Annotated in this window: 16 protein-coding genes and 1 pseudogene; 12 read left to right on the top strand and 5 right to left on the bottom strand. The window is 71.8% G+C overall.

All coding sequences use genetic code 11. The features are described from left to right. Nucleotides 1–331: 331 nt before the first annotated feature. On the top strand, nt 332–1,558 hold the full coding sequence (locus tag Q673_RS23645) for a PAS domain-containing protein (RefSeq protein ID WP_023005131.1): 1,227 nt from the start codon (nt 332–334) through the stop codon (nt 1,556–1,558). Between the two features lie 41 nt (nt 1,559–1,599). On the opposite strand, the pseudogene Q673_RS36905 reads toward Q673_RS23645, so the two are convergent. Next, nucleotides 1,600–1,908, bottom strand: a pseudogene (locus Q673_RS36905) (DUF3750 domain-containing protein); the annotation flags it as partial. A gap of 175 nt (nt 1,909–2,083) precedes the next feature. On the opposite strand from Q673_RS36905, the gene Q673_RS23640 reads away from it, so the two are divergent. Then, nucleotides 2,084–3,031, top strand: a complete 948-nt coding sequence (locus Q673_RS23640) for a tetratricopeptide repeat protein (RefSeq protein ID WP_023005130.1) — start codon at nt 2,084–2,086, stop codon at nt 3,029–3,031. 52 nt (nt 3,032–3,083) lie between these two features. Here the strand turns inward: Q673_RS23640 and Q673_RS23635 are convergent, their stop codons facing one another. After that, nucleotides 3,084–4,247, bottom strand: a complete 1,164-nt coding sequence (locus tag Q673_RS23635) for a MalY/PatB family protein (RefSeq protein WP_023005129.1) — start codon at nt 4,245–4,247, stop codon at nt 3,084–3,086. Between the two features lie 42 nt (nt 4,248–4,289). Between Q673_RS23635 and Q673_RS23630 the strand changes: the two genes are divergently transcribed. Beyond that, on the top strand, nt 4,290–4,724 hold the full coding sequence (locus tag Q673_RS23630) for a hypothetical protein (protein WP_031217739.1): 435 nt from the start codon (nt 4,290–4,292) through the stop codon (nt 4,722–4,724). Between the two features lie 46 nt (nt 4,725–4,770). On the opposite strand, the gene Q673_RS23625 is transcribed toward Q673_RS23630, so the two are convergent. Beyond that, nucleotides 4,771–5,112, bottom strand: coding sequence for a hypothetical protein (locus Q673_RS23625; RefSeq protein ID WP_023005127.1), 342 nt, complete (start codon nt 5,110–5,112; stop codon nt 4,771–4,773). A 62-nt stretch (nt 5,113–5,174) separates the two neighbouring features. On the opposite strand from Q673_RS23625, the gene Q673_RS23620 reads away from it, so the two are divergent. The 7 genes from Q673_RS23620 (at nt 5,175) to Q673_RS23595 (ending at nt 8,677) form a co-directional block, all read left to right on the top strand. Further along, nucleotides 5,175–5,987, top strand: coding sequence for a hypothetical protein (locus Q673_RS23620; RefSeq protein WP_023005126.1), 813 nt, complete (start codon nt 5,175–5,177; stop codon nt 5,985–5,987). A 61-nt stretch (nt 5,988–6,048) separates the two neighbouring features. Next, the gene (locus tag Q673_RS23615) at nt 6,049–6,456 is read left to right on the top strand and encodes an acyl-CoA thioesterase (RefSeq protein WP_023005125.1); all 408 of its coding nucleotides are present in this window, start codon (nt 6,049–6,051) and stop codon (nt 6,454–6,456) included. Next, a complete protein-coding gene (gene ybaK / locus Q673_RS23610; protein ID WP_023005124.1) occupies nt 6,453–6,923 on the top strand; it encodes a Cys-tRNA(Pro) deacylase in 471 nt (156 codons plus the stop codon). Before Q673_RS23615 ends, ybaK begins: the two co-directional genes overlap by 4 nt. 72 nt (nt 6,924–6,995) lie before the next feature. Continuing rightward, complete coding sequence (locus Q673_RS23605; protein ID WP_023005123.1) at nt 6,996–7,313, top strand: hypothetical protein; 318 nt, start codon at nt 6,996–6,998, stop codon at nt 7,311–7,313. Then, nucleotides 7,294–7,815 (top strand): DUF501 domain-containing protein, encoded by a 522-nt coding sequence (locus Q673_RS23600; RefSeq protein WP_023005122.1) that lies wholly within the window; start codon nt 7,294–7,296, stop codon nt 7,813–7,815. The genes Q673_RS23605 and Q673_RS23600 overlap by 20 nt, the downstream gene beginning before the upstream one ends. A gap of 53 nt (nt 7,816–7,868) precedes the next feature. Next, complete coding sequence (locus Q673_RS37075; RefSeq protein WP_023005121.1) at nt 7,869–7,991, top strand: hypothetical protein; 123 nt, start codon at nt 7,869–7,871, stop codon at nt 7,989–7,991. Nucleotides 7,992–8,128: 137 nt separating this feature from the next. After that, nucleotides 8,129–8,677 (top strand): TIGR00730 family Rossman fold protein, encoded by a 549-nt coding sequence (locus Q673_RS23595; protein WP_023005120.1) that lies wholly within the window; start codon nt 8,129–8,131, stop codon nt 8,675–8,677. A 1-nt stretch (nt 8,678) separates the two neighbouring features. On the opposite strand, the gene Q673_RS23590 is transcribed toward Q673_RS23595, so the two are convergent. Then, nucleotides 8,679–9,176: a 3'-5' exonuclease gene (locus tag Q673_RS23590; RefSeq protein WP_023005119.1), complete on the bottom strand. Its 498-nt coding sequence runs from the start codon at nt 9,174–9,176 to the stop codon at nt 8,679–8,681. Nucleotides 9,177–9,241: 65 nt separating this feature from the next. Continuing rightward, nucleotides 9,242–9,757 (bottom strand): tetratricopeptide repeat protein, encoded by a 516-nt coding sequence (locus Q673_RS23585; RefSeq protein WP_023005118.1) that lies wholly within the window; start codon nt 9,755–9,757, stop codon nt 9,242–9,244. A gap of 209 nt (nt 9,758–9,966) precedes the next feature. Here Q673_RS23585 and Q673_RS23580 point away from each other — a divergent pair, with 209 nt between their 5' ends. Next, nucleotides 9,967–10,998: an NADP(H)-dependent aldo-keto reductase gene (locus Q673_RS23580; RefSeq protein WP_023005117.1), complete on the top strand. Its 1,032-nt coding sequence runs from the start codon at nt 9,967–9,969 to the stop codon at nt 10,996–10,998. Between the two features lie 98 nt (nt 10,999–11,096). Next, complete coding sequence (yaaA, locus tag Q673_RS23575) at nt 11,097–11,876, top strand: peroxide stress protein YaaA (RefSeq protein WP_023005116.1); 780 nt, start codon at nt 11,097–11,099, stop codon at nt 11,874–11,876. Nucleotides 11,877–11,939 lie beyond the last annotated feature (63 nt).

Raw genomic sequence — 11,939 nt, 5'->3', positions numbered from 1 at the left:
GGATTACCTTATTTATTTAAAAGAGGCGGATCAGTCAGTGACTGATCCGCCTCTTTTTCGTTGGCTGGCCACGCCGTTTCGCCGGGTAACACGGCGACGCCGTTCATTCGATCACCCGCACTCCCCCTCTCCGCGAGCGACCTCCAGGCCCTCCATTCCCGAGGCGTCTCGGCTCCCCCGCTGTGATTGCCGCGAACCGGCACTCTCTTAGTTGCGGCGCTTGTCGGGCGATACGACCAGCGACACGCCGTACACCGCCTTTCCCTTGAGCTTCCCGTCGACACCACGCAAGCTTGGGCGGATAACGGCAAGGACGCCCAGGGAGCCCAGCATGCCCGCCAGCCGCACCGGCTGGGCGGCGGGCTTCGTCTCGGCCCCGATGCTCGCCACCCTCTACGCCCTGCTCGGGGGCACCGCCCTGCTGGGCGCAGCCTGGCGCGGCCCGCGGGCGATGCTGCCGGTGGGCCGGCTGCCCCAGGTCGCGGCCATGGCCGGCGTGCTGGTGAGCTGCCTGGCGTGGTACCTGCTGACCTGGAACGCCCAGGCCACCATCCATCGCCAGGCCGCGACCCTGCTGGACAACGTCGAGCTCAACGTGCGCCACACCATGACCGCCCAGCTGGAGCTGATCCAGCGACTGGCCTGGCGCCAGGGCCAGGAGCTCGCCTTCTTCGCCGACCGCTTGCGGGGGCATGACGTCGACAGCTACTTCCGCCACGCCCCTTACCTGGAGGCGCTGGTGCTGATGGACCCGCGAGGGCGCATCGCCGACCTGCGCGCGCCCCACCTGCTCGACCCGCGCCGCCTGCGCCACGAGATCATGCGTGCCGAGATCGGCGACTGCTGGCTGGCCCTGCCGTGGCGGGTCCCCCATGCCATGCCGGCGCCGGACGCCCCCTCACGGCTGCTGATCGCCGTCCCGGTGGACGACGCCGGCCGGCAGCTGGTCGCCCGGCTCGACCTCGCCCAGCTGCTGGCCCAGGAGCTCGGCGTGCAGCTGCAACACTTCCGGGTCGAGGTGCGCACCTCCCGGCCACTGCTCGAGCTGCGCCAGCCTGGCCGCCTGCCGCCCCCCGAGACGGCACGCCCGCTGCCTCGCCTCGGTACGCGCCAGGTCGGGCTGCCGGGCGGCGCCCGGCTGACCCTCGAGGCCCATCTGGACTCGCTGCCCGCCATGCTGCGCGCCGGCCTGATGCCCGGCGGCTTCGCCATCTCCGGGCTGATCCTGAGCTACCTGCTGGCCCTCAGCCTGGGCCTGGTGCGCCTGGTGCTGGGGCGCTCCCGGGAGCTGCTCGCCGCGCGAAGGCGACTGGAGGCACAGTACGACCTGGAGCAACGCTTCCGCTCGCTCTACCTCTACCACCCGGACGGCGTCTTCTCCCTCGACCGTGAAGGGCGGGTGATCTCCGCCAACGCCGCCTGCCACGAAATCACCGGACGGCAGAACGCGGAGGTGCTGGGCGAACACTTCTCGGTACTGCTGTCGCCGAGGGACATCCCGCGCCTGCAGGCGCTGTTCGGGGCCACCCTGGCCGGCGAGCCGGGCCGGGCGCGATAGGCGTTCGATACGGGATAGGCGGCCACCGCCGCCTCGATGGCCGGGATCAGCGCCGCGGCCCGCGCGCCGCGGTAGTCGGCCAACAGCCGGGGCGGGCTGCCGTACCAGGCGCGGTCCGAGGTGGTCGTGGCGGTGCTCACCAGCGCCGGGGTGCGCCAGCTCAGCACATGATGCAGCCGCCACTCGGCGGCACCCGCCTCCCGGGTGGCCAGCCAGGTATGCACACCGAAGGCGCCCCGCCAGCCCCAGGCACGCGCGGCATAGACCTGCACCAGCGCCTCGGGCGCCGCCTCGGGGCCGGGCGCCAGCCCCGCCGGCGCGCGGCTGGCCGCGCCCCAGTGCCCCTCCATATCCACCCCGCCGGAGGCCAGCATCCACAACGGCCCCACCAGCAGCAATGCCAGCGCCAGGCAGATGCCCGCCATCCACCGCCCGAGTCTCGCCATCGCCTGCCCTCCCCTTGAAGTCGCCCGCCTTCACCCGCATCTTCGGAGGTAAATCCACACCACCCCGGGAATCCCCATCATGTCCATCGTCGATCCGCGTACCGGTGAACCGCTCACTGCCGACACCAGTGCCCCGCAGGAGGCTCAGTCGCAACCTGCCCAGGCCGAGGCGGGTGGGGCCCCCGAGGTCATCATCGACGTCGACGCGAGCAATATCCAGCAGGTGCTGGAGCTCTCCATGCGCGTGCCGGTGCTGCTCGACTGCTGGGCCCCCTGGTGCCAGCCCTGCAAGACCCTGATGCCGGTGCTGGAGAAGCTGGCCCGCGAGTACCAGGGCGCCTTCCTGCTGGCCAAGCTCAACATCGAGGAGAACCAGGAGATCGCCGCCCAGCTCGGCGTGCGCTCGGTACCCGACGTCAAGCTGGTCAGCCAGGGCGGCCTGGTCGACCACTTCCAGGGCGCGCTGCCCGAGAAGGAGATCCGCGAATGGCTGGGCCGCTACTTCCCGGCCCCAGAGGACGTCCCGGCGAGCCCCGAGGAGCAGGCCGCCGAGGCGCTGGCCGCCGGCGACGCCGCCACCGCCTGCGCCATCTACCAGGAGCTCGCCCAGCAGTATCCCGACCATGCCCCCTATCAGGTGGAGCTGGCCCGCGCCCTGGCGGCCGAGGGCCGCGCCGAGGAGGCGCGCTCCGTGCTCGACAACCTGCCGCCGGAGGAGCGCGACGCCGCCCCGGCCCGCGGCGTGCGCGCCAGCATCGAGTTCGGCGAGGAGGCCCCCTCGGCCGAGGAGCTCGCCGCCCTGGGGGATCGCGACGACAGCGAGGCGCACTACCTGCGCGCCCTGCGCCGGGTCGCCGACGGCGACTACGAGACCGGCCTGGAGGGGCTGCTGGCGCTGATGAAGCGCGACCGGGCCTACGGCGATGACGCCGCCCGCAAGACGCTGCTGCGGGTCTTCGACGCCCTGGGCGCCGACCACCCCCTCACCGTCGCCTACCGCCGCAAGCTCTTCGCCATGCTCTACTGAGCCCCTGGAATGCCACCCCTGCCACGGCCGCCTTCGGGCGGCCGTGTCATCTTCAGCGGATGAGCATGCCATCCAGGCGTGCCAGCGCGGCCTCGAGCTGGGTAGCAGTGGTGCCGAAGTTGAGCCGCGCGTAGCCCGGGTGGCCGAAGTCGGCACCGTCGGAGAGCGCCACCCCGGCGCCTTCCAGCAGGGTGCGCTGGGGCGACGCGCCGAGCCCCGCCTCGCGCAGGTCGAGCCAGGCCAGGTAGGTGGATTCCGGCGCGCTCATGGTCACCCCCGGCCAGCGCGCCACCCGCTCCACCAGGGTCGCACGGTGGCTGCGCAGCACCGCCAGCAGCGCCTGGCGCCAGGGGTCGCCGTGGGCGTAGGCGGCCTCGGCCGCCACTAGCCCCATGACGTTGCCGTCCGGCATCAGCCCCTTGGCCGCCGCGGCGAAGCGCCGGCGCAGGGCGGGGTCGGGGATCACCGCGCAGGCGGCGGTCAGCCCCGCCAGGTTGAAGGTCTTGGAGGGCGCCCAGAGCGTCATGGTCCGGGCGGCGAGCTCGGGGAAGGCCGCCGCCAGCGGCACGTGGCGCGCCCCCTCCTCCAGTAGCAGGTCGCAGTGCAGCTCGTCGGAGACCACGTGGAGCCCGTGGCGAGTCACCAGCTCGGCCAGGCCGGCGAGCTCGTCGCGGGACCAGACACGCCCGGTGGGGTTATGGGGCTGGCACCACAGCAGCAGTCGCGTCTCGGGGGTGACCGCCGCCGCAAGCGCGTCGAGGTCGAGCCGCCAGGGCTGCCCCGGCGCCGTCGGCGCCGCGAGCGCCGCCCGCTGGGCCAGGCGCCCGGTGCGCTCGGCGACATGCAGGAAAGGCGGGTAGATCGGCGTCACGGTCAGCACGCCGTCGCCCGGCTCGGTGAGCGCCAGGCTCGCCAGGTGCAGCGCCGGCACCACCCCGGGCAGCCAGTGCTGCCACTCCGGGGCGATCGCCCAGCCGTAGTGTTCGCGGCTCCAGGCGCACAGCGTCTCGCGCAGCGAGTCCGGCACCAGGCCGTAGCCGAACACCCCATGGTCGACCCGCGCCCGCAGCGCCTCGAGCACCGCGGGGGGCGAGGCGAAGTCCATGTCGGCCACCCACAAGGGCAGCACCTCATCGCCGTAGCGGTGCCACTTCTGGGAGGGCCAGCCCCCCGCCGGATGCCGCCGCTCGATCGGCGTGGCAAAATCGAACGCCATGCGCTCACTCCTCACTTCAAGGCTCGCAACATGACCTCGACCATGCCCCAGGACGACTTCTATGCCAAGGTGCGCCGCGGCATGCCGCGGCTGGTGGCCCAGTGGCGCGACCTGGGCCGCGACTCCCCCGAGCGGCTCGCCCTGCTGCTCGCCGAGACCGCCCGGGTGGCCCGCATCGGCCTGCCGGAGGCCACCCCCGACGCCGCCACCCTGGCGGCCTGGAGCGAGGCGGAGGCGGGCGACGAGATCCCGCTGTGGGCCGCCCGCACCGCCACCTTCCTGCTCGTCCAGATGCCCGCCCGGCCGACGCCCCGCGACGCCGACGAGGCCTGTGCCTGGGCCTACTGCTGGCTGCGTAACCGAGACTTCTCGAGCCTCGAGGCGGCCCAGGCGGCTCTGCCCGCCCACCTGCAGGCGACGCTGGCCGAGGCGCTGCCGGCGGCCTGGCGCGACCGCGAGGGGCTTAGGCTGGTGTGATGCTCGCCTTGACGCCGACGGGGCGGCCGCTAGCATCGAGAGGCCATCAGCGACGCCGGCGAGGGGGCCGCTTGGGCTTGAAGCCGGCCGGCTTGGTGGCCAGCCAGTCGACGAAGGCACGGATCTCCGGGTGTCCCAGCAGCGCCTCGCGGCTGCGGTAGTGGTCGGCCAGCTCGCGCTCCGAGAGCACCGCATGCAGGTGCCGGTGGCAGGGGTGGCACACCCAGAGGATGGCGGTGAGCCGCTCGGCACGCGCGAAGCGCCGGCGATAGCGCGCCTTGCCGTGCAGCGAGCGCGGGATCAGGTGGTGCTTGGTCAGGGGCGCCGCCCGCCCGCACAGCGCGCAGGCGTCCGGGCGCGGCGGGGGCGAGAGCTCATGGCCAGCCATGCGGGCCTCCGGTATGACGGGATCCACGACACGCGACGTTCCACAAGGATAAGGAAAACGAGATGGAAGTTCCCCTGAGCTGGCAGCTGGCCAAGCTGCTGGTATCGATCGGCATGGTGCTGGGCCTCGGCGCCATCGCCGTGCGCGTCAGCCCGCGGGTGGCCGGGCTGCTGGCGGGCTATCCGCTGGGCACCGCCATCGCCCTGTTCTTCATCGGCCTGGAGCTCTCGCCGGGCTTCGCCGCCGAGAGCGCGGTGCACACCCTGGCCGGCTTCACCGCCACCCTGGCGCTGGGCGGAGGCTACCTTCTGGCCGGCCGCCGCCCGGGGCTGCCGGGGGTGCTGGCCGGCACCGCCGCGGGGCTGGCCGCCTTCCTGGCGGTCAGCCTGGTGCTGACCCGGGTGGAGTTCGGCCGCCTCACCGGCACCCTCACCACCCTGGTCGCCATCGCGCTGTTCACCTGGCTCTATCGCCGGGTGCCGGAGAGCGTGGCGCGCCCAGGCGGGCGTTTCTCCTGGGCGGCGCTCACGGTGCGCGCGCTGCTCGCCGCCGCCATCATCTTCGTGATCACCGGCCTGGCCCACGTGCTGCCGGCCGCCTGGGCCGGGGTGATGGCCGCCTTCCCGGTCACCATGTACCCCTTCCTGGTGATCCTGCACCTGACCCACGGCCCCGGCCCGGTGGCCACGGTGATCAAGCACTACCCCATGGGGCTCGGCGCGCTGCTCTGCTATGCGCTGTGCGTCTCCTTCACCTACCCCACCCTGGGGCTGGCGCCGGGCACCCTGGCCGGCTTCGCCGTGGCCACCCTGTGGCTGCTCGCCTGGACCCGCCTTCAGGCGTGGCACGGTGCCCGGCGAGCGGCAAGGGCTTGACCGAGCGCTTGCTCGGGGCAAAGCTAGTGGACCTGGAGCGATAACCACAAGGAAACGCCAGATGTTCGTTCGCACCGTCGAGCCCGCCTTCTACGACACCGACGCCCTGGGCCACGTCAACAACACCCGCCTGCCGGCCTGGTTCGAGCTGGCCCGCAACGACCTCTTCCGGCTCTTCACCCCGGACCTGGACCCGCGCAAGTGGCGGCTGATCATGGCCCGCATGGAGGTCGACTACCGCGCCGAGCTGCAGTACGGCGAGGAGATCGAGATCCGCACCTACGTCTCGCGGCTCGGCAACAGCTCCTTCACCGTCAGCCAGGAGGCGCGCCAGGGCGGCAAGCTCACCAACCTGGGCCACACCGTGATGGTGCACTTCGACCACGATGCCAAGCAGGCCATCCCCATCACCGGCGAGCTGCGCGAGGCGCTGGAGGCGCACTTCCACGAGGAGCCCGCCGAGGCATGACCCCCGCCGTCACGCAGCTGGAGGCCGCCGGGGTCGACTTCACCCTGGCCGAGTACGCCCACGACCCGAAGAGCCCCGCCTACGGCGAGGAGGCCGCCCGCGTGCTGGGGCTCTCCCCCGACGAGGTGTTCAAGACGCTGCTCGCCCGGCTCGACGACGACCGCCTGGCGGTGGCCATCGTGCCGGTGTCGCGCCAGCTCGACCTCAAGGCCCTGGCGCGCGCCGCCGGCGCCCGCAAGGCGCGCATGGCCGAGGCCCGGGAGGCCGAGCGTGCCACCGGCTACGTGGTGGGCGGCATCAGCCCGCTGGGCCAGAAGCGTCGCCTGGCCACCTTCCTCGATGCCAGCGCCGAGGGGCTGGCGGCGATCCACGTCAGCGGCGGCCGCCGCGGCCTGGAGATCCGCCTGGCGCCGGCCGACCTGCTGGCCCTCACCCGGGGCCGGCTGGCGCCGCTGGCCCGCGAGTGAGCCGAACGCCTGTCGGCGCTGTCCCACCCCCACCGGGCGCGCCCGGGCCACCCACCGCCACAGGAGCCCGCCATGGCCATCCGCTACACCCTCTGGCTGGACCCGGAGGACACCGAGCGCCACCGCGCCATGGAGGCGCAGCTGCGCCGCTACTTCGTCGAGCGCTTCGCCGACTATCCCCATATCCGCTTGTTCGGCGCCGACCCCTACGATTATGATGCGCCGTTCAATCGCCTCTACGGCGCCCTGCTGGCCCGCGCCGCCGAGTACTGCGAGCGGGAGTGGCGCTACGTGCCCACCCCGGAGCAGCTCAACCGCGCCTTCTTCCTGGCCGTCGGCGAATCCAACAAGTTCCTGCGAGACCGTGACGATGGTGACCCGCCCCGATAGCCCGCCCGACGCCCGCCAGCTGGAGATCATCGCCCGCCAGCTCGGCCGTACCCCCCGCGGCATCGAGACGGTGGCCGCCGTGGATGGCGAGGGCACCCCGCTGGTGCTGCGCATGGCGCCCATCGTCGATGGCCGCCCCTTCCCGACCCTCTACTGGCTGAGCTGCGACCGCCTCAAGGTGGTGATCTCGCGCATCGAGGCCGACGGCGCCATCAAGCGGCTCGAGGCACGCCTGCAGGAGGACCCCGAGCTGCTCGCCGCCTACCACGCAAGCCACCGCGACTACGTGGCGGCGCGCTGGCGCTACATGAGCGCGGCACAAAAGGCGGAGGTAATCCGGCTGGGCTATGATGGCGTGCTCACGGAGCGCGGCGTCGGCGGCATCGCCAACTGGGGCCAGGTGCGCTGCCTGCATACCCAGTACGCCCACCACCTGTGCGGCGACAACGCCATCGGCCGCTGGATGGACGCCGAGTACGGCGTGGCCGACTGCCTGCCGTGACGCGCACCGACACCCCGACCCCCTGACCCGAAACGTCCCACGAGGAGCCCCCGATGTACGTCGATACCCATGTCCTTGCCAGCCTTGCCCTGATCGCCAGCCTGATCGGCATCTCCGTGGTCGGCGTCAAGCTGCTGCGCGAAGCCATGAAGCGCGACGCCGACGCCGCCCGCTAAGGCAGGCGACGGCACGCCGCGGGGGCGCCTTCGGGCGCCCCCGGTCGTTGTGGGGGGTGAGAAGGGGTGGGGAAGGCGGCCCTTGCGGCGCCCGCCGCCGCAGGCCAGGATGTGGGCCTGTTCACGAGGAGACGAGCATGGCGAGATTCTGCGTCTTTCTGGGTTCCCGGGAGGGGCACGACCCGCGCTTCCTGGCCGATGCCCGTGCCCTGGGCGAGGCGCTGGCGCGCCGTGGCCACAGCCTGGTCTACGGCGGCGCCCGCATCGGCATGATGGGGGCCCTGGCCGACGCCGCCCTGGCCGCCGGCGGCGAGGTGGTCGGGGTGATGCCGGACCACCTGGTGGAGCGCGAGCAGGCCCACCACGGCCTCACCCGGCTGATCCGGGTGCGCAACATGCACGAGCGCAAGGCCAGCATGGCCGCCCATGCCGACGCCTTCCTGATGCTGCCCGGGGGCATCGGCACCCTGGAGGAGTTCTTCGAGGCCTGGACCTGGCACTACCTGGGGCTGCACGACAAGCCCATCGGCGTGCTCGACAGCGAGGGCTTCTACGCGCCACTGCTGGCCTTTCTCGACAATACCGTGGAACAGGGCTTCCTCAACGCCCGCACCCGGGCCGAGCTGTTCGACGCCAGCGAGCCCCTCGCGCTGCTGGATATGCTGGAAGCCCAACTGGCTCGCTGAGTCAGGCCTCGCCGGCCAGTTCGCGGGTGCGCTGGTAGGTGAGCTGCAACAGCCGGGCATCCTCGCCGGCGCGATGCCGGTGGATGCCCAGCTCCTCGATCAGCGCCTCCTTGGTACGCGTCCACAGCGCCAGCTGCCCCTCATCGAGCAGCTTGCGCAGCGCCTCCAGGCGGAAGGCCGGCAGCATGCCGGCATGATGGAAGAGCAGCGACAGCCAGGTGTTGTCGTAGCCCCAGCTGTCGCTGTAGCAGATCCCCGCCTCGCCCAGCTCGTCGTTGAGCCACTGCGCCACCTGGCGCACCGGATGCCCCTCGCGGCGCAGCCGCGCCCGGCTGATGCCGTGGAGCAGCTCGGCCTTGGGGTCCCAGTGGGTCCACTCGGGGAGGGGCTGGATCAGGAAGGCGCAGCTGCTGCCGTCCGGGCGGGCCAGGCCCACCTCGATGGGATAGCTGCCACGCCCGAAGCCGGACGCCTCGATATCGAGCAGGGTCGGTAGCATCACGGCGGGCGGGGTCCTCGAGGCAGCCACGGAAGGAGGAGCGCCGACGGGGCGGCGCCTCGAGACTAGTGTCGCGTCTGGTCTTCGACGCTGTCCAGCGCCTCGTCGAAGCCGGCGGCGCGATCGGCCAGCGCCTGCCACTGGGCGGCGCGCTCGGCGTCCACCGGCAGCCCCAGCTGCCCCTCGCGGTAGGCGCGCGCCAGGCGCTGGGCGGCCAGGGGGTGGCCCGCCTCGCCGGCCCGGGCGTACCAGGTCACGGCGTGGTCATCGCGGCGCGGGTAGAGCAGGCAGCCGTGCTCATGGATCTGCGCGGCCTGGTACTGGGCCCGGGGATCACCGGCGTGGGCCGCCTCGAGCACGTAGCGGGCGCCGCGCGCCTTGTCCTGGGGCGTCAGCCCGCGATGGAACAGCATGTGCCCGTAGGTGGAGAGCGCGGCCGGATGGCCGGCGTCGGCGCAGCGCTGGAAGAGGCGCATGGTCAGTCGCTGGGTGCGCGGCGAGCGGGGCAGCCAGCGGGTATGGAAGAGCTGCTCCGCCAGGCGGTACTCGAGCCGGGTAAACAGAGAGGATGCCTGTGTCATGGCCTTCTGCCGGATCCTGTAACGCAAAGAGAGACACCCGGCACCATCCTGTGCGCGGCGTCCGTGATCGGTGTCGCCCCGGGTCCCCCGGGGCGCAACGGGCGGCCAGCATACGCCCGCCCCCGCGGGGACTCAACCCCCGGCATTTGCCGCCCTGGTGGCGCCTGGCTACCATGCCGACTCCATTCCCGAACCGCGAGGACGCCAGGATGCAGACGCGACCGCTGGGCGATACCGGCATCGAGGTCAGCCGCCTCTGTCTGGGCACCATGACCTTCGGCGAACAGAACAGCGAGGCCGAGGCCCACGAGCAGCTCGACCGTGCGGTGGCCTTCGGCATCAACTTCATCGACACCGCCGAGATGTACCCGGTACCGCCGAAGGCCGAGACCCAGGGGCGCACCGAGGCCTATATCGGCAGCTGGCTCGAGCGCCGCGGCAGCCGCGACGACGTGATCATCGCCACCAAGGCCACCGGCCCCGGCCTCGAGCATATCCGCGGCGGTCCGCGGCTGACCCGCGAGCATCTCCACCAGGCCATCGACGCGAGCCTTGAGCGCCTCAGGACCGACTACGTCGACCTCTACCAGCTACACTGGCCGGAGCGGAAGGCCAACTTCTTCGGCAAGCTCGGCTACGTGCACGACGAGGAGGAGGACGCCACCCCGCTGGAGGAGACCCTGGCCGCCCTCAAGGAGCTGGTGGATGCCGGCAAGGTGCGCGCCATCGGGCTCTCCAACGACACCCCCTGGGGCGTGATGCGCGCCCTTCACCTGGCCGAATCCCAGGGCCTGCCCCGGGTCGCCTCGGTGCAGAATCCCTACAACCTGCTCAACCGCAGCTTCGAGGTGGGCCTGGCCGAGATCGCCCATCGCGAGCGGGTGGGACTGCTGGCCTACTCGCCGCTGGCCTTCGGCATGCTCTCGGGCAAGTACCTGGACGGCGCCCGCCCCGAGGGGGCTCGGCTGACGCTGTTCGAGCGCTTCCAGCGCTACACCAACCCCCAGGCCCAGGCCGCCACCGCCGAATACGTGCGCATCGCCCGGGAAGCCGACCTGGACCCGGCTCGAATGGCGCTGGCCTTCGTCAACTCGCGCCCCTTCCTGACCAGCAACATCATCGGCGCCACCAGCATGGCGCAGCTGGAGAGCAACCTGGCCAGCGAGTCGCTGCGCCTCGACGATGAGGTGCTCGAGGCCATCGAGGACGTGCATCGGCGCTACTCCAATCCCGCCCCCTGAGGCCACCGCCCCGCCCGGCGACTATCACCGCAATAGCCCCTCGGGCGGGGCGCCCTTGGTATACTCGTCCGCGACCCCACCGGATTCAGGAGCGCCCCATGCTGAGCGTGATCTCGCCCGCCAAGACGCTGGACTTCGAGACCCCGGCCACCACGGCCCTGCACACCCAGCCGGACTTCCTCGACCAGAGCCGCGAGCTGATCGATATCCTGCGCGACTATTCGCCCCAGCAACTTGGCGAGCTGATGGGCATCAGCGACAAGCTGGCCGCCCTCAACGCCGCGCGCTTCGGCGACTGGCACACCCCCTTCACGCCGGAGAACGCCAAGCCCGCCGCCCAGGCCTTCCAGGGTGACGTCTACGTGGGTCTCGAGGCCGACACCTTCGACGACGAGGACAACGCCTTCGCCCAGGAGCACCTGCGCATCCTCTCCGGCCTCTACGGCCTGCTGCGCCCCCTGGACCTGATCCAGCCCTACCGCCTGGAGATGGGCACCCGGCTCGAGAACCCGGCGGGCAAGGACCTCTACGCCTTCTGGAAGGCGACCCTCACCGCCGAACTCGACCGCGCCGTGGCAGGCAGCGGCAGCCCGGTGCTGGTCAACCTGGCCTCCAACGAGTACTTCAATGCGATCGATACGAGGGCGCTCGAGGCGCGGGTGATCACCCCGGTGTTCAAGGACGAGAAGAACGGCAAGCTCAAGATCATCAGCTTCTACGCCAAGAAGGCCCGCGGCCTGATGGCGGCCTGGATGATCCGCCAGCGCCTGGACGACCCCGAGGGCCTCAAGGACTTCGACGTGGCCGGCTACGCCTACAACGCCGCCATGAGCGAGGGCGACACCCTGGTCTTCACCCGTCCCGAGGGCGCCGCCTGAGCCGGCACAGTCGAGGCTGTGTCGGCGACAGGTCTTCCCAGACTAGCAGTCTGTCGGACTTGA

Source organism: Halomonas sp. PBN3 (assembly GCF_000475415.1).
In the GTDB taxonomy this organism is placed as follows: Bacteria; Pseudomonadota; Gammaproteobacteria; order Pseudomonadales; family Halomonadaceae; genus Halomonas; species Halomonas shengliensis.
This window is presented reverse-complemented; position numbering and strand designations above follow the sequence as displayed.